Raw genomic sequence first — 14489 nt, forward strand, 5'->3', positions numbered from 1 at the left:
TCAGTAATGAAGTTTCCTGAGACAAGAACTTATACTAGGCAGGAGTCCATTACTTTCCGCAAGACCGCTGAAAGATTCGGCGGTTTGTCGAATATGGCGGGAGGCTACCTGCTGAATGTCAATGGTGTAAAAATTTTGACCTCAGAGGCATTATATCAAGCCTGTCGTTTTCCCCATCTACCTGAAGTTCAGCGTCAAATTATTGCTGAACGCAGTCCAATGACGGCAAAGATGAGAAGTAAGCCTTACCGTGACAACTCTCGTTCTGATTGGGACATAGTCCGAACAAAGATCATGCGTTGGTGTTTACAAGTAAAGCTTGTTCAAAACTGGGAGAAGTTTAGCAAGCTTTTACTCGAAACAGGAGACTTGCCAATTGTTGAAGACTCTCGAAAAGATTCTTTTTGGGGTGCCAAACCAGAAGACGAGGAAATTCTTGTTGGCGCTAATGTCCTTGGACGCTTATTAATGCAACTAAGAGAACAGATGAAAAATGAGGAAATTACTCCTCAAACCATCATAAATCCTCTTCCTATTTCAGATTTTTTGTTGTACGGACGAGAAATTAACTCAATCTCAAAAGATGGCGAATATTACTTAGCTAAATACAGCAATTTCTTAGAAGATGAAGCAACATCTAGTCATTTGAATTTAAGCTCAAGTGGAAATGAGGCTCATTCTTGTGACGAAAGAAATTTGGCTTTCAACTTAGAGGAAGATCTGGTTAATCAATCTCGACTTGAATTTGATGAGTATGACAGTTTGCAGTTTATTCTGCCACATATAGTAGAGAGTTTGCAAAAAGCTGAACGCACTGACAAAGAGCTAGCCGAACTCTTTAAAACCAATCTAGCGCAGATGCGTGAGTGGCTGAAGAGAGCTGTGCAGCTACGTAAGATTAGAAAAATTTCTAAGCCTGTTAGGTACGTTGCAGAATCTCAATTACCTTTAATCCGTTAGCCTATAGAGTGGACATGGCCAACCATTATGCCCATATAGTTTTACTACTTTGCTGTGTTGGCTAAGCCCGCCCTACTTACTAATTAAGCCAATGAGCCTGAGATAGGATAGAAGCAAGTCATCATGGGGCTAAACTATGACTCCAAAACTTGAAGTCGCCCTTGCCGCCATCCAGCCGCTTTCACCCGCAGAGCGCCAGCAACTCCTGCAAATTCTTACCCAAGACGAGCCCGTAGGATAGGTATTGCCCACCATTCTTCCCTTAATTACAATAACGGTTCTGAGGAAACTGAAATCGCTTAACTCATGAGCGGAATTGACCGAGACATCATCCCCGATCCCCGCCCAAGCTTAGTTGATCGTCACTTGCCAAATACCCCTCAAGTCCAACGGCTACTCCGAAGAGAAGGCAGAGCGCATGTCTTCAATAATCTCGAAACCCTAAAACGAGTCACGCAGGCGATCATTGAGGGCGGAGAGCGAACCGGAATCGAGGATGAGAACGATGATTACGAACGATATGGCCTCTACTTCTCAGAGCCAATCGGATACATAATTAGAGCAGACGGGAGCCAAACGCCTCTTTACTACGGCGAGATCAAAATTGTGAAGACAACAGGTGAGTATCATGCAATCCCACGCACCAGCCCTCGCAGAACAAGCTAAAACCTGGAAATTCCTGGAACTTTGGGTTGATCCATTTATTTTTCCACCCAAGATTCTAATGCTAGTGGGTAATCAGGACGGTACTTGTCATATTTTCAACCCTGCGCTGAATTACAAGCTTGTCGTCACTCACTCCAACTATGAAGCCGCCCAAGATTGGCTTCTTGAAGATGAATATGAACGGGTCAAGGGTCAACTTTTAGCTGAAGAGGTTACGTAAGCCCGCAGGGTAAACATTGCCCACTATTACTCCTGTAGAGGTCTATTACTTGGCTATGTGGGTCCTACTCTCCTAATCACTAATTAAGCCAATGTGTCTGAGATAGGAGAGAAGCAAGTCATTATAGGGCTGAACGATGACACCACAACTTGAAGCCGCCCTCGCCGCCCTCCAGCCGCTTTCACCCGCCGAGCGCCAGCAACTCCTGCAAATTCTTACCCAAGACGAACTAGCTGAAAACCCCTTAACAGAACTCAGAAATCTCAGCATACAGTTTTGGCAAGGCATTTCGCTCCAACAGCTACGCACAACCCAAACCCCAGCAACCGTCCATAACCTCCAAGATCTTTCTGCCGACTTTTGGCCTCAAGAAGACTCCATCGAAGAATTCCTCGCATTCCTGCAACAGCAGCGCCAAGAGGTAAGTTAGTCCACAAAGACAAACTTAATTCTTCACGGTATTATTGGGACTGAACGTTTAGACGACTTCACCGCTGCATCTTTGTATGAATAGCCTGCAAGAAATTGAAAGTGCTATCAGTAAGCTATTCGCCGATGAGCTTGCTGCTTTCCGGGTCTGGTTTGCAGAGTTCGATGCTGAGCTATGGGATCGGCAGTTTGAAGAAGATGTTGCTGCTAGTTGCCTCGATGAATTAGCAGCGCGGGCGCGGCAGCACTTGCAAGAAGGGCGCTGTACCGATCTGTGAGACATCGCGCAACGCCTGACTTCTGGTATCACTATCGGCAATTACCCGATGAAATTCAAGAACTAGCAGATCGATGCTACGAGCTACTCAAGCAAGATTCTCGATATCCGTCATTGCATTTCAAAAAAGCGGGCCAATTTTGGTCAGTTCGGATTGGGATTCACTATCGCGCTCTGGCCATAGAGGAAGGCGACAATATCGCATAGTTTTGGATTGGAACCCATGCAGAATATGACCAATTGTTACGACGTGGATAGCACAAATTCGTAGTAGGCATCATCCACCATTCTTCCTGCTCAGGGTTTTACAATAAGACAACCTATGTAACGAGCGGCCTATGCTGAACTCATCGGATACGCGGGAACAGATTTATCGCTATGTTGATCAACTGTCCCAAGAGCGATTGGCCGTGGTGCTAGATTTCTTGGCTTACCTCGTAGAGCGCGACAATAGCGATGCCACAGAAGATCTGTTGGCCATTCTCCCCAAGCCCAACCCCGCACGATTGTGATTGCCCTCATCACCGACTCAGGTGGGCGGGGGAGGCGGAGCTTCATCTAGGCGGGGACAGGTTAGGCCCTAGGGTGATCGGGGTAGAGTTCCATCACTCGGCTGAGGTCTAGGCGAGATTGGGCGCTGAGGCTAAAGGTGGATCGGTGGCCTCGGTTAAAGTGATCGGCAGCGGCGCAGGCAATCATGGCAGCGTTGTCGGTGCAGAGGCTGAGGGGCGGAAAGAGGACACGCAGGCTGTGGGCCTCTGCGGCAGTCTGTAAATGGTGCCGCAGGGCGCTATTGGCCGCAACGCCACCGCCGACCGCGATGGTGGTAAAGCCGTGGTCGCGGGCGCAGTTGATTGCTCGTTTGGTCAGGCTTTTGGCCACGGTCGCTTGGAAACTTGCCGCTAAATCGGCTACGGGTAAAGGATCGACGCCCTCCGCCCTGAGTTTTTCCACCAGGCGCAGCACCGCCGTTTTTAGACCGCTAAAGCTGGAGTCATAGGGATGGAAGCCACCCTCTGGTAACGAAATGTTGCCTTCTGGCAGGGGAAAAGCCTTATCGTTACCTTCCTTGGCAAGGCGATCAATCACTGGCCCGCCGGGATAGCCCAGTCCTAGGAGCCTCGCTACTTTATCGAAGGCTTCCCCCGCTGCATCGTCGCGGGTTTGGCCCAGGGTTTTGTAGTTGCCGCAGTCGTTGACGCCGATCAGGCTAGTGTGTCCGCCAGAAACCAGCAGACAGAGGTAGGGCGGCTGGAGGTCGGGCTGGGCGAGATAGTTGGCGTAGATGTGCCCTTCTAGGTGGTGGACGCCCAAAAATGGCTTGTTGTGAACCATGGCCAAGGTTTTTCCCGCTGTTAGGCCCACCATCAGCGCACCGACCAGGCCGGGGGCACTGGTGGCGGCGATGCCGTCGATCTCTCCCCAATCCAGCCCTGCCTTGTCCAAAGCCGCCTCTAGCTCCGTCCCCAGGGTGAGGACGTGCTGGCGGGAAGCCACTTCGGGCACAATGCCGCCGTAGCGTTGGTGGATGTCGATCTGGGTGGAAACGACGCTACTGAGGACGGTGCGGTCGCGGACAATTGCCACCGCCGTTTCGTCACAACTGGTTTCAAGCGCTAAAATCGTGGCCATTGGGTTAAGGGACGTAACGTTTGAGGAAATTTGTAGAGATGTAAACACCCTACCGATCTTAGCTTTACGCTGTTTCGGCGGCGGGGTATTATGGCCTCCAAGTTGGGTGAATTTTTGTACAAAAAACTTAACGTTCGTTTGAATCGCCCCAGTTTCTTCGGTCATTAAAAGGAACAGTTTATGCGACGGTTTTTTGCTGTAGCTCTGGTCATTTGTCTCTGGTTCGGGATTGCGGCCCCGGCCTCCGCTAGCATTGCTGGCGATAACGTCTCTGGCCTCACCCCCTGTGGCCAAAACGAAGCCTTCCTGAAGCGGGCCGCTGCGGCCAAGACGGAACAGGCCAAGGCTCGCTTCGATTTCTATGGAAACTCTAGCCTGCTGTGCGGCACCGACGGTCTACCCCACCTGGTGGTAGATGGTGATCTGGCCCACGCCGGGGAATTCCTAATTCCTAGCCTGCTCTTCCTGTACATCGCGGGTTGGATTGGCTGGGTGGGTCGCTCCTACCTGATCGCCGTGCGTGGCGAGAAGAGCCCCGAAGAGAAGGAAATCATCATCGACGTGCCCCTGGCCGTCAAGTGCTCTCTGACTGGTTTTGCATGGCCTCTCGCGGCGTTCAAGGACATCGCCAGCGGTGCCATGTTTGCCAAAGACGACGAGATCACCGTTTCCCCTCGCTAGGCAACCCTAGCCCCCTGATGTATTCCTTGCTGTTCAGGAGAAAATTCCATGGATAACCTGCTCAAGTATCTGTCTACCGCTCCGGTGTTGGCCACCGTTTGGATGGTCATCACCGCTGGCATCATCATCGAATTCAACCGCTTCTTCCCCGACCTGCTGCTCCATCCCTAGGGAAACCCTAGGGGTTAAGGGAACCCATCCTGCTTTGAAGTCCTTTGAAGTCAGGAGAAGGTTCATCTTTTCTAAGCTGTTCCAAGGTCTGAGTGACTGTTTTATGAGGTTCAAGACTGTCCCTATCGCCTAGCGATCCCCTCGCCCAGCGATACCGACCAGAGCTACATAAGCAGTCACTTTTATTGCTGTGATACCTGTTTGAGTTGGAGAACGACATCCTATGTCCGACATGATTAAGCCCGCCTTTGGCGATCCCCAAATCGGCAACCTCGAAACCCCCGTCAACTCATCGGCCTTTACCAAAGCCTTCATTGGCAACCTGCCCGCCTACCGGGCTGGTCTGTCTCCCCAGCGTCGTGGCCTAGAAATTGGCATGGCCCACGGCTACCTGCTCTATGGCCCCTTCGCCCTGCTTGGCCCCCTGCGGGATTCTGATATCCCTGGTCTGGCTGGTCTGCTTGGCGCTGCTGCCCTGGTGGTGATCCTCACCGCTTGCCTGTCCATCTACTCTGGGGCTGGCATCAACTCCGCCGTTACCAAGGCCACCGCGCCCTTCACCCCGCCCTCTGGTTTTGATACCAACGAAGGCTGGAGCGAATTTGCCGGAAGCTTCCTCATCGGCGGCATCGGCGGGGCCACCTTTGCCTACCTGCTGGCGGCGAATATGCCCATGTTGACCGGACTGGTGAGCGGTGGCCACAGCTAAAAGCGGAACTGTCCCTCACCCCCAGCCCCTTTCCTGGGGGTGAGCGCTAACCCCGCTGCCCCCTCAACAAAAGCCGCCCGGAGTTCTAGATTCTGGGCGGCTTTGTGTTGCGATGGAGGATGGGGGGATTGCTTGGCGTCCATGTACCCGCCGGGGCCGTGGGGCTAACGACGTTTTTTCCACCACGTCCAGCCAAGGCCGCTGACGACGGCCATCAGCCAGGGCATGAGGGTGGCGGCGGCGATGATGTAATGGCGATCTAGGCTGTCGTCTAGGCTAATGGCGTCGTAGATGATGCCCTTTGCACCCACGGGCACAACCCAATAGTCGGCGTGGCTCACGTCTTCGGATTCGATGGCGACTTCCCAGTTGCCGGGAATAGCTTCGTCGGGGAGAAAGGCAAAACGGCCTTCATCATCGGTCATCAGGGTTTGCCAAGGGCGGCTGGGCTGGTTGGGGGCATGGATGGTAACGGTGGCCCCAGCGAAGGGTTCCTCTCCCCCCAAAACAGATTGAAACTCTAGCTGATCGCCAAGGGTGAAGAAGGTTTCTACTTGGTGTGCCCAGGCGGCACTGGGCAGGCCCACCAAGGCAAGACAGGCAACCAGCGCCACAAGTAAGCTTTTCATGACAGGGAAATCGTGAGGGACAGTGCCCATTGTAGCGATTGGTTCAGCTATCGCCCTACCCCTGGGGGAGATTAGAACCGCAGCCCTGGGGAATGAACGCCATCGCTATTTTGCCCAATTCAAGGATTTGTCATAATAGTCTTAGTGGCAGCCCTAGCCTCCTAGCGCTGGTCTGTCACACTTTGGTCTTAATGTTGTCCTTGTCCCGCCGTTGTTGCCCTGGGGTGCTGCCCTGCTAGCGGTGGGAACATCTTTCCGTGGCCGTTATCTTTCGTCAACCCTCGTTCTGTCAAATCCTATGGCAACCACAATTTTAGACTCCAGTGCTGATGTCTCTGTTCCGGTGGAGTCTGCCAACGGAAGGGGGACGATTGTGTTGGCGAATATCGACCAAGAATCCGACTGTCCGGTTCCGGCGGTGCGGAAGCTGCTGGAAGCCCACCGAGGGGAACGGCAGATTATTTTGCTGCAAGATTTTCCAGACCCCGATGCCCTGTCGTCGGCCTGGGCCTATAAGCTGATTGCCGCCACCTACGGCATCGAGTGCGACATTTTCTATGGCGGCACCCTCAGCCACCAAGAAAACATCGCCCTCGTGAAGCTGACGGGGTTGCCCGCCCGCCGCTGGACGCTGACCAACAACGACGGCCCCAACCTGTCCCAGTATCAGGGCATTGTGCTGGTGGATAACCAAGGCACCACCAGCCAGCTCTACCACACCGTCCGCAAGGCCGGAGTTCCGCTGACTCTGGTGATTGACCACCACGCGCCCCAGGATGACCTAGACGCCGAATACATTGATCTGCGGCCCCACATTCGCGCCACCGCCACCATTCTGACGCAATACCTCCAGCAAGGCTTGTTGCGCCTAGACCGCAGCAACACCAAGCACAGCAAATGTGCCACCGCCCTAATGCACGGCCTGCGGGCAGACACCAACCAACTGATGAACGCCGCCGCCGATGACTTTTTGGCCGCCGCCTACCTCAGCCAGTTCTACGATGGCCAACTCCTCAACGCTGTCCTCCAAGCCTCCCGATCCAAGCGGGTGATGGATGTAATTGAACGATCCCTCCGCAACCGCAAGGTGCAAAACAACGTCTCCATTGCTGGGGTGGGCTACCTGCGCTACGAAGACCGGGACGCCATTCCCCAAGCCGCCGATTTCCTTGTCACCGAAGAAAATATCCACACCGCTGTGGTCTACGGCATCGTCCACGATGAAGACGAAGAACGGGAGGTGGTGATCGGCTCTCTTCGTACCAGCAAAATTACCCTAGACCCCGATGAATTTATCAAAGAAGCCTTTGGCCAAGATGGGGCAGGGCGTTTTTTTGGTGGAGGCCGTTCCATGGCCGGAGGCTTTGAAATTCCCGTTGGTTTCCTCTCTGGTTTCTACGAAAACCCCGACTATAACCGCCTGAAGTGGGATGTCTTTGATATGCAAATCAAACAAAAACTCTGGCGTTTGGTGAACCCCGAAGAGGGCATTATCACGACGGACTAGATTTCTCCTCACCAGAGTACCAAGAGGTTCCGTCAGATGAACAGATTACAAGGTAGATTCGAGGCGCAGAAGCGAATCGTCAGCAAGGATATGGGTAAGCCATGGAACGTTTGGGCTAAGATGGCCAATAACGAGGTTTGGTAAAGCCGCCTTGGTCAGTTTCCTAGCTCTCCTTCCCCGGACGTTAACCACCTTTCTTTTCGCCCTTGCAGCGCTTCTCCGGTTCTATGGCAACACCGAAAGCAAATTCCTCCACCTCACCTCCCTCCAGTGGAGCCTCCTGGCGTTCAGTCTGGGGTCAGCGGCTCTCGTGGTTAATCTCGGCCTTGAGTGGCACACTGGAAGCCGAAGCCGAACACAGGCAAACGATGAACGATTACGAGCAGAGAGAGAAAGACTACGAGCAGAGGAAGAAAGACGACGAGCAAGAGAACGCGAAACTCGACGCGATGATCTTGCAGACGAGGAGCGAGAACGCGCGGCTCGCCGAGCTAGAATCCAAAATCGATGGATTGTTCTCCAAGTACAATATCAACTCGATCCCAGAGACGAAACCCGATCAGCCATAGCCGATTTTGTCGCTTTTTTGCAGGAGTATGGGGAGTAGAAAATGGCCTAACAAAAGGTGCTCTATCCCAAAAACCTCGCGACGGAACCTACAGTGTCCTGTCCTTAACACGGGATATGAAGTCCACAAAGGTAATGGTTATAAATCCTTCAATGTCTAGCCTGCTTAGCCGCATTACCCAAACGCCTGGGCAGTGTGGCGGTAAGCCGTGTATTCGTGGCATGCGAATCCGAGTGGCTGATATTTTAGAAATGCTGGCTGAAAATGTGAGCAGCACCGAAATTCTGGAGAATTTTCCTGATTTAGAATTGGCTGATATTCAAGCCTGTCTGATTTTCGCCGCACGACGCACTGATTTTCCACGATTGACGGCATGAAGATTTGGGTTGATGCTCAACCGCCGCCAACTTTGGCAAATTGGCTATCTGATACTTTTAGCGTAGAAGCCTACGCGCTGCGAGAACTATCGCTACGAGATGCCAAAGATATTGAAATTTTTGAGGCTGCTAGATCTGAAGGCGCAATAATTTTGACTAAGGATAGCGATTTTATTGACTTGGTTTGTCGATTAGGAATTCCGCCGCAAATTTTATGGCTGACCTGCGGAAATGTAACCAATCGAAACTTGCGTCAATTACTGATGCTGACGCTACCTGAAGCCCTAGAACAACTGAATCAGGAAATGATGATGATTGAAATTGGCAATATCAATAGCTAGCCCCCACCGCCACCATTCCCATTTTCTTCACAAAAAACCACCCAGCAAAACCGCTAGGTGGTCTTCAAAACGTACTCAATACAGCCCGTTGCTAACGCCGGGGATTCTCTAGGATTTCCTGCACTTGCTCGCTGGGAGTATAACGATAGCCCCAAATCGCTTGGTCAGAGTCATCTAGAACTTGAGGCGTTACCATTACCAACACCTCATTCCTGCTGCTAGTTGTGGTTTCGCTCCTGAATAAAGCACCCAGGATGGGAATATCCCCTAAGATTGGTACCTTGCTGACGTCTGTACGTTCAGATTCTTGAATGATCCCGGTAAGCAGCAAGGTTTGTCCATCCCGTAGACGGATGGAACCAGATGACACCTCACGGGTTGATAAGAGGCCAATCACGTTAGCCCCTGCCGCCGTATTAATCGTTTGTGAACCTGTCAATGATGTAACTCGCGGCGCTACGTTGAGCGTGACGAAGCCATTATCATCGATTCTTTCTACCTGAAGGTTCAAGGTTAAGCCAGCAGGCGTTCGATCAACTGTTGTAGTAATGACAGGTGGTGTGCTGGTAGATACCGTTGACGTGATATCAGTGACGACATCCTGGGTCAGGTTGACAGAAGCAGCTTGACCTTCCTGGACAATTAAGGTAGGGTCAGTCAGAATTTTGCCGTTTCCGCTGCTAACTTGAGCTTGAATTTGGACTAGAATTTGCGACGGAATTGAGAAGAGAGAAGCACCAGGATTGACTGAAGTAATACCTCCTGGCGCAATCGGTGAAGGTACTCCAGCAGGAGACCTGCCTCCAAAATTAATTACCCCAGCACCACCTGTATTGATGATACCCAGATCTCCAACCGCTGTTGAGAAACTGGTGCCAAATCGATCAATGGCGCTGAGATTAATGTCAATAATTTTGACATTAACAGCAACTTGACGACGGCGTAAATCTAATCGAGTAACGTACTCACTTGCTAGGTTAACTAACGCAGTTTCGCCGATTAGAGTAATGGAGTTGAGTCGATCATCAGTGACAACTTGTAGTCCACGAAGAGGTGTTGCCACCTGACTATCATCAGGAGGACTAAAGGTGAGAGGCACAATTTGTGTGGAATCAAATTCAAGAACTCTTGTGATAGGAAGTGTATTTTCATCACTTCCTTCAATAGATACAGTTTCAATTTGGGGACGAGTCACCAACTGCGTAGCTTCAGCACCCAAAGATGCCAAAAAACCAGCCGCTTGAACAGCTCCAGCTTGATTTAAGCGAAGTGTTCGACTGACAAGGCTTCGGGCACCATCGGGTAATCTTGGTCCAACATAGATTGAGCGGCCCACCCTGTTAGCCTGTAGGCCAGAAATACGGAGGACGTGGTTAAACACATCCTGCACCGATTCATTTTCAATATCGAGGCTGACCAATGTATCTGAATTGCCTTCTCCCGGAGCACTACTGCCAGCCGTACCAGGGGCGAAGACCAAATTCATGCCAGCGGCCCGTGCCAGAAGGCCCAGAACTTCGCGGGCAGGGGCATCACGCAACAGTAGGCGAGGGATGCGCTCATTGGTACCGAGGTCAATGGTGAATGGAATAATCGTGGTTTCCGCAAAGGACATATCGCCCACCGGGGGAGCCACAGCACGGGGCAAGAAAGGGGGAGCCTGTTGCAGTTGGGGCCGGGGCACGGGCACACCGTCGATTACCACTTCGGGGTTAGGCACCAGCACATCGGGCTGGGCCGGGGGCGGCATAACGGGGATAGGTTCAGCGGCCTGGGCTAGGGCGGGGGGCGTTTCGGGGCCGGGTACCGTCACCAGGGTATCGGGGACGGGGGTGGGCGCTTGGCGGGTTTCGCCATCGGGCCGCAGGGAGAGGACGACCCGGTTGCGGCGGGAATTGATTTGGCTGACGGGGGCTTGGTCGGTGCCTTCAATGGTGACACGGACACTGTTGGCATCGAGGGGCACCACCGAAACACTGGCAATGCCGGGAGCGGGGTTCTCCTGTTGGAAAAGCTCGCCTTCGGGCAAATTGAGCTGGGTGCGGGTAAGGTCGGCCCGCAGGGTATTGCCCTGGTGGACGGTAAAGACATCGCCATTGCCGCCCTCGGTGTCAAACACGAGGTCTAGGCCCTGGGCAGTGGGGTTGAGGCGGACATTGGTGATGCTAGCTGCCGCCGTGGCCGGAGATGCCACCAGGGCAAGGAGCGCACCACTCATCAACAGGGGGGATAAACGGGTTAAAGGGTTCACAGGTCACTCCTCATTCACGGTTGCGGTGGCAGGTTTTCAGGATGTTCAGCGATGCAGGATCAGGGCTGTGGTAGATGGAATTAGCGTTAGCCACCCTCCGGCGGCGGCGCACCTTCGGCTCCAGCTTCGGCCTCCGGCGGGGGCGGCGGCGGGGGTGGTTCGGTGGGATCAATGGCAGGCACCAAGACCTCTAGGGTGAAGGTGGTATTCAGTGGACGGGTAATGCCCTGCACCTGCTCCTCGGAAATGCCTGCCCGCAGGGGGGCCTGCTCCTGTTCAAGGTCACGGATTACAATCAGGGGTTCTAGCCGCTCGATGTTGCGGAGAATATTCAGGGTTTGGGGAAACAACGCCTGCATACTCACGGACACAGACTGGGAATTGATTTTGCCCTCCAGTTCTACCGGGGCAGCGGCCCAGGGGATCACTTCCGTGGGGGTAAACTCCCAAAGCTCAGAGGCATAGAGCACCCGCTGAATGACTGGATCTCCAGCAAATTCGGCCCGAATCCGGGCAATTTGGGCCTGATTTAGCCCCAGCCCCGCCAGTTGCCCTTGGTCGATGCGGTCAAAGTCAGAGCGCAGCACGTCTTCAATGGCGGCATTGCTGTTCTGAATCTGTTGGTTGATGTCAATCAGCAGAGTTTCGAGGCTGGTGCTAGTGCCCAACAGACCATAGACCGCCACCCGTTGCTGAATGACCTCATCCAACTGGGCTTGGAGCACCGCCAAATCTTGCAGACTGGCCCGCTGCTGATCTACCTGGGCCTGGACGGTGTTAACTTCGGTCTGGACAGCGGTAATTTGCTGTCGCACAGGCCGCACCAGGAAGTTATACAGCGCAAAGGACGCCGCCACCCCCAGCAGCACAATGGCCAAAGCCTGCACCGGAGGGGTAAGCTGCATCCCAAACACCGTGGGATAGGCGGGGCCAAGGTCAAACTCTTGGCCCTCCTCAACGGGCATAAAATCGCCAGATGCCGTCATTACTCGATCACTCCTGTTTCTCTGAGGGCACGTAACCGGGCTACGAGACCGACCGCTCCCTGCCGCTCTAGTTCATCAATTAACTCGGCAGAGGGGGTGCTGGTAATGTTGGCGCGGAGGGTGTAGTCCACTAGGTAGCTGGGCACATTGGGCGGCGTCCCAGGGCAGCGGCCCTGAACCTGGGGATCCAAGAGTTCATCCTGCTGATCCGCCTCGGTAATAGCCACAGTACCCGCCTCCAGCAGGGGCGACCGTTGCAGCACCAGGGCAAAGTCGTTGATGTCCTCAAAGGAGCAGGCTACCCCCTCAATGGTGAGCCCCCCCGCTGAGGCAACGGTGGCCTCTGGGGTAATGGCTGGGATCAGGCCGCCATCCTGGGTAATGGTAGTGATTTGAATGCGGCTGGGGGTGCGGTCGCGAATATCCTCCAGCAAGGCCGACCAAGGCACAATCTCGTTAAAAATAGAGACAAAGGCGCTGTTTTCGGCCCGCACGGCATCAATTTGCCCCTGAATGTTGCCAGCCTCGGCAAGCTGAGCCTGAATTTGAGCAAGTTCGTTGTCTAGCGACACCTTGCGGGCCTGGAGCTGCCGGAGCTGCCCCTGGCTGACAATCCAGTAGACCCCAGCCAAACCAATGGGCACCAAGGCCCCCAGCAAGCCATAGATGAGCGGTCGCCGATCCGCCGGAGCTGCGCCGCCACCGCCGCCCTTGGCCCTTGGTTTAGCGTCATAGACGCGAACTTCACGATCCTTGAGAAAGTTAATATCGAGGCTATACATGGCTACATCACCTCCCGTAGGCCCAACCCAATCACCGTGGCCAGCCCCGCCCGCTGACTTTCGGGGATGTCCTCGGTTAGCTCTAAGGACAGGGCCGAAATCGGGTCAATCTGGCTGGTGGGAATGCTCAACCGCTGGGCCAAGAACTCATCCAGTTGGCCAATGGAGGCCCCCGGCCCCGCCAGCAATAACTGGGCCACCTCCATGTCTTCCTCTTGGTTGAGGTAGAAGTCGATGGATCGACGCAGTTCGTCGGATAACTCGCCCAGCACCCGCAGCATGGCGGTCGTCCCCGGATTGGTGCCGCCCCCCACCTGCATCGCCCCCACCGTATCCATACTCTGAACGGGGACGGTCATCCCCTGAAGCAGCTCCGTATTGCGGGAGGGAGGCAGGTTCATGGCCCGACTGAGGGCGCTTTGGATCTGAAATGTTCCGGTGGGCACCGTGCGGGAAAAGTGGGGCACCCCATCCACCACAATGGAAATTTCGGTGCTTTCAAACTCAATATCCACCACGGCGGCGGCTTCCTGGGGTGTGAACTGCCGTAGCTGTTCGCGAATGGTGCGAATCAGGGCAAAGCTAGAGGTTTCTAGCACATTCAGCCCCAGCCCTGCTTGGGCAAACACATCAATGTAGGGGTCGGTCAAATCCTTGCGTACCCCCACCAGCAGCACCTTCACCTTCTCGATGCCGTCCTCATCCACAAAGTAGCCCAGCTTTTGGTAGTCCACGTCGGCCTCTTCGCGGGGGAAGGGCAGGTAGAGGCTGGCCTCCTGGTTCAGCACCATCTCCCGCAGTTCCTCGTCATCCAACTCCGAGGGCACCGGGATAATCTTGGCAATGGCCCGCCCAGGAATGGCTGTGGTGGCCCGCTTCACCTTCACCTTGCTCTGGGTCAGCAAAGCCTGAATGGCGTCGGCCATGGCGGCGGAGTCAATGATTTGACCTTCCTCGTAGACCCCCTCCGGCAACTCCACCGACTCTAGGGCGGCCAGCTTCAGGCTGTTGCCCTGTTTCTTGAGCTGGGCCAGGGTGACTTTATCGGGGGCCAGTTCGATACCCACACCCCGAGGTTTGCGACTAAAAAGAGCTTTTAAACTATCCACGACAGTATCCGCCAAGTGGGTAAATGAACGCCAGTTCGTCCCATGGCCCCAAAGCCACGACAACCCTTAAACCAAATCCTCAAAACCCTTGCAGATAGGGGATTTAGTGATGCTAAGGAGAGCTGAAGAATACCCCGGCCCCCCAAGCGCTAACGAATGGTACACAATTTGTTTGAGAATTTCCACTGTGATCT

At 53.9% G+C, this 14489-nt stretch carries 19 protein-coding genes; 13 read left to right on the plus strand and 6 right to left on the minus strand.

Annotation, left to right across the window (positions count from 1 at the left end; translation table 11 throughout):
• Positions 1-6 precede the first annotated feature (6 nt).
• The 6 genes from GFS31_RS14225 to GFS31_RS14245 all read left to right on the plus strand — a co-directional run bounded on the left by GFS31_RS14225 (position 7) and on the right by GFS31_RS14245 (position 3064).
• Positions 7-960 carry an NADAR family protein gene (locus GFS31_RS14225; protein WP_225907427.1) on the plus strand — a complete coding sequence of 318 codons (954 nt, stop codon included), beginning with the start codon at positions 7-9 and terminating at the stop codon, positions 958-960.
• Positions 961-1266: 306 nt separating this feature from the next.
• A complete protein-coding gene (locus tag GFS31_RS21685) occupies positions 1267-1626 on the plus strand; it encodes a DUF6972 family protein (protein WP_225907428.1) in 360 nt (119 codons plus the stop codon).
• Complete coding sequence (locus GFS31_RS14230; RefSeq protein WP_198805434.1) at positions 1589-1846, plus strand: hypothetical protein; 258 nt, start codon at positions 1589-1591, stop codon at positions 1844-1846. Before GFS31_RS21685 ends, GFS31_RS14230 begins: the two co-directional genes overlap by 38 nt.
• Positions 1847-1982: 136 nt before the next feature.
• Positions 1983-2276 carry a hypothetical protein gene (locus GFS31_RS14235; protein WP_198805435.1) on the plus strand — a complete coding sequence of 98 codons (294 nt, stop codon included), beginning with the start codon at positions 1983-1985 and terminating at the stop codon, positions 2274-2276.
• 76 nt (positions 2277-2352) lie between these two features.
• Positions 2353-2553, plus strand: coding sequence for a hypothetical protein (locus GFS31_RS14240; protein ID WP_198805437.1), 201 nt, complete (start codon positions 2353-2355; stop codon positions 2551-2553).
• A gap of 337 nt (positions 2554-2890) precedes the next feature.
• Positions 2891-3064: a hypothetical protein gene (locus GFS31_RS14245; protein WP_198805439.1), complete on the plus strand. Its 174-nt coding sequence runs from the start codon at positions 2891-2893 to the stop codon at positions 3062-3064.
• 61 nt (positions 3065-3125) lie between these two features.
• On the opposite strand, the gene tsaD is transcribed toward GFS31_RS14245, so the two are convergent.
• The gene (gene tsaD / locus GFS31_RS14250) at positions 3126-4184 is read right to left on the minus strand and encodes a tRNA (adenosine(37)-N6)-threonylcarbamoyltransferase complex transferase subunit TsaD (protein WP_198805440.1); all 1059 of its coding nucleotides are present in this window, start codon (positions 4182-4184) and stop codon (positions 3126-3128) included.
• Between the two features lie 180 nt (positions 4185-4364).
• On the opposite strand from tsaD, the gene GFS31_RS14255 reads away from it, so the two are divergent.
• From GFS31_RS14255 to GFS31_RS14265, 3 genes are all read left to right on the plus strand, one after another.
• Entirely contained in the window at positions 4365-4865 is a 501-nt protein-coding gene (locus GFS31_RS14255) for a Photosystem I reaction center subunit III (protein WP_198805441.1), read from the plus strand.
• A gap of 48 nt (positions 4866-4913) precedes the next feature.
• The gene (gene psaJ, locus GFS31_RS14260; protein ID WP_190494970.1) at positions 4914-5036 is read left to right on the plus strand and encodes a photosystem I reaction center subunit IX; all 123 of its coding nucleotides are present in this window, start codon (positions 4914-4916) and stop codon (positions 5034-5036) included.
• Positions 5037-5259: 223 nt separating this feature from the next.
• Positions 5260-5745, plus strand: coding sequence for a photosystem I reaction center subunit XI (locus tag GFS31_RS14265; protein WP_198805442.1), 486 nt, complete (start codon positions 5260-5262; stop codon positions 5743-5745).
• Between the two features lie 164 nt (positions 5746-5909).
• Here the strand turns inward: GFS31_RS14265 and GFS31_RS14270 are convergent, their stop codons facing one another.
• A complete protein-coding gene (locus tag GFS31_RS14270; protein WP_198805444.1) occupies positions 5910-6374 on the minus strand; it encodes a carboxypeptidase regulatory-like domain-containing protein in 465 nt (154 codons plus the stop codon).
• A 298-nt stretch (positions 6375-6672) separates the two neighbouring features.
• On the opposite strand from GFS31_RS14270, the gene GFS31_RS14275 reads away from it, so the two are divergent.
• The 4 genes from GFS31_RS14275 to GFS31_RS14290 all read left to right on the plus strand — a co-directional run bounded on the left by GFS31_RS14275 (position 6673) and on the right by GFS31_RS14290 (position 9167).
• Positions 6673-7881: a DHH family phosphoesterase gene (locus GFS31_RS14275; protein ID WP_198805445.1), complete on the plus strand. Its 1209-nt coding sequence runs from the start codon at positions 6673-6675 to the stop codon at positions 7879-7881.
• Between the two features lie 206 nt (positions 7882-8087).
• Positions 8088-8450 (plus strand): hypothetical protein, encoded by a 363-nt coding sequence (locus GFS31_RS14280; RefSeq protein ID WP_198805446.1) that lies wholly within the window; start codon positions 8088-8090, stop codon positions 8448-8450.
• 151 nt (positions 8451-8601) lie between these two features.
• On the plus strand, positions 8602-8826 hold the full coding sequence (locus GFS31_RS14285; RefSeq protein ID WP_198808226.1) for a DUF433 domain-containing protein: 225 nt from the start codon (positions 8602-8604) through the stop codon (positions 8824-8826).
• Complete coding sequence (locus GFS31_RS14290) at positions 8823-9167, plus strand: DUF5615 family PIN-like protein (protein WP_198805448.1); 345 nt, start codon at positions 8823-8825, stop codon at positions 9165-9167. Before GFS31_RS14285 ends, GFS31_RS14290 begins: the two co-directional genes overlap by 4 nt.
• A 91-nt stretch (positions 9168-9258) precedes the next feature.
• On the opposite strand, the gene GFS31_RS14295 is transcribed toward GFS31_RS14290, so the two are convergent.
• The 4 genes from GFS31_RS14295 to pilM form a co-directional block, all read right to left on the minus strand.
• A complete protein-coding gene (locus tag GFS31_RS14295) occupies positions 9259-11385 on the minus strand; it encodes an AMIN domain-containing protein (protein ID WP_225907431.1) in 2127 nt (708 codons plus the stop codon).
• A gap of 119 nt (positions 11386-11504) precedes the next feature.
• On the minus strand, positions 11505-12404 hold the full coding sequence (locus GFS31_RS14300; RefSeq protein WP_198805450.1) for a hypothetical protein: 900 nt from the start codon (positions 12402-12404) through the stop codon (positions 11505-11507).
• On the minus strand, positions 12404-13186 hold the full coding sequence (locus GFS31_RS14305) for a PilN domain-containing protein (RefSeq protein ID WP_198805452.1): 783 nt from the start codon (positions 13184-13186) through the stop codon (positions 12404-12406). Before GFS31_RS14305 ends, GFS31_RS14300 begins: the two co-directional genes overlap by 1 nt.
• Positions 13187-13188: 2 nt before the next feature.
• The gene (gene pilM / locus GFS31_RS14310; RefSeq protein ID WP_198805453.1) at positions 13189-14295 is read right to left on the minus strand and encodes a type IV pilus assembly protein PilM; all 1107 of its coding nucleotides are present in this window, start codon (positions 14293-14295) and stop codon (positions 13189-13191) included.
• Positions 14296-14489 lie beyond the last annotated feature (194 nt).

It is taken from the genome of Leptolyngbya sp. BL0902 (genome assembly GCF_016403105.1).
GTDB lineage: Bacteria > Cyanobacteriota > Cyanobacteriia > Phormidesmidales > Phormidesmidaceae > Nodosilinea.

Excerpts from the sequence above, each read along its gene's own strand:
- GFS31_RS21685 (WP_225907428.1), top strand. The coding sequence starts at position 1,267 with ATGAGCGGAATTGACCGAGACATCATCCCCGATCCCCGCCCAAGCTTA.
- GFS31_RS14240 (WP_198805437.1), top strand. The coding sequence starts at position 2,353 with ATGAATAGCCTGCAAGAAATTGAAAGTGCTATCAGTAAGCTATTCGCC.
- GFS31_RS14270 (WP_198805444.1), bottom strand. The coding sequence starts at position 6,374 with ATGAAAAGCTTACTTGTGGCGCTGGTTGCCTGTCTTGCCTTGGTGGGC.
- GFS31_RS14225 (WP_225907427.1), top strand. The coding sequence starts at position 7 with ATGAAGTTTCCTGAGACAAGAACTTATACTAGGCAGGAGTCCATTACT.
- GFS31_RS14305 (WP_198805452.1), bottom strand. The coding sequence starts at position 13,186 with ATGTATAGCCTCGATATTAACTTTCTCAAGGATCGTGAAGTTCGCGTC.
- GFS31_RS14265 (WP_198805442.1), top strand. The coding sequence starts at position 5,260 with ATGTCCGACATGATTAAGCCCGCCTTTGGCGATCCCCAAATCGGCAAC.
- GFS31_RS14285 (WP_198808226.1), top strand. The coding sequence starts at position 8,602 with ATGTCTAGCCTGCTTAGCCGCATTACCCAAACGCCTGGGCAGTGTGGC.
- GFS31_RS14255 (WP_198805441.1), top strand. The coding sequence starts at position 4,365 with ATGCGACGGTTTTTTGCTGTAGCTCTGGTCATTTGTCTCTGGTTCGGG.
- GFS31_RS14245 (WP_198805439.1), top strand. The coding sequence starts at position 2,891 with ATGCTGAACTCATCGGATACGCGGGAACAGATTTATCGCTATGTTGAT.
- GFS31_RS14295 (WP_225907431.1), bottom strand. The coding sequence starts at position 11,385 with ATGAGTGGTGCGCTCCTTGCCCTGGTGGCATCTCCGGCCACGGCGGCA.
- tsaD (WP_198805440.1), bottom strand. The coding sequence starts at position 4,184 with ATGGCCACGATTTTAGCGCTTGAAACCAGTTGTGACGAAACGGCGGTG.
- GFS31_RS14230 (WP_198805434.1), top strand. The coding sequence starts at position 1,589 with ATGCAATCCCACGCACCAGCCCTCGCAGAACAAGCTAAAACCTGGAAA.
- GFS31_RS14290 (WP_198805448.1), top strand. The coding sequence starts at position 8,823 with ATGAAGATTTGGGTTGATGCTCAACCGCCGCCAACTTTGGCAAATTGG.
- psaJ (WP_190494970.1), top strand. The coding sequence starts at position 4,914 with ATGGATAACCTGCTCAAGTATCTGTCTACCGCTCCGGTGTTGGCCACC.
- GFS31_RS14275 (WP_198805445.1), top strand. The coding sequence starts at position 6,673 with ATGGCAACCACAATTTTAGACTCCAGTGCTGATGTCTCTGTTCCGGTG.
- GFS31_RS14235 (WP_198805435.1), top strand. The coding sequence starts at position 1,983 with ATGACACCACAACTTGAAGCCGCCCTCGCCGCCCTCCAGCCGCTTTCA.
- GFS31_RS14300 (WP_198805450.1), bottom strand. The coding sequence starts at position 12,404 with ATGACGGCATCTGGCGATTTTATGCCCGTTGAGGAGGGCCAAGAGTTT.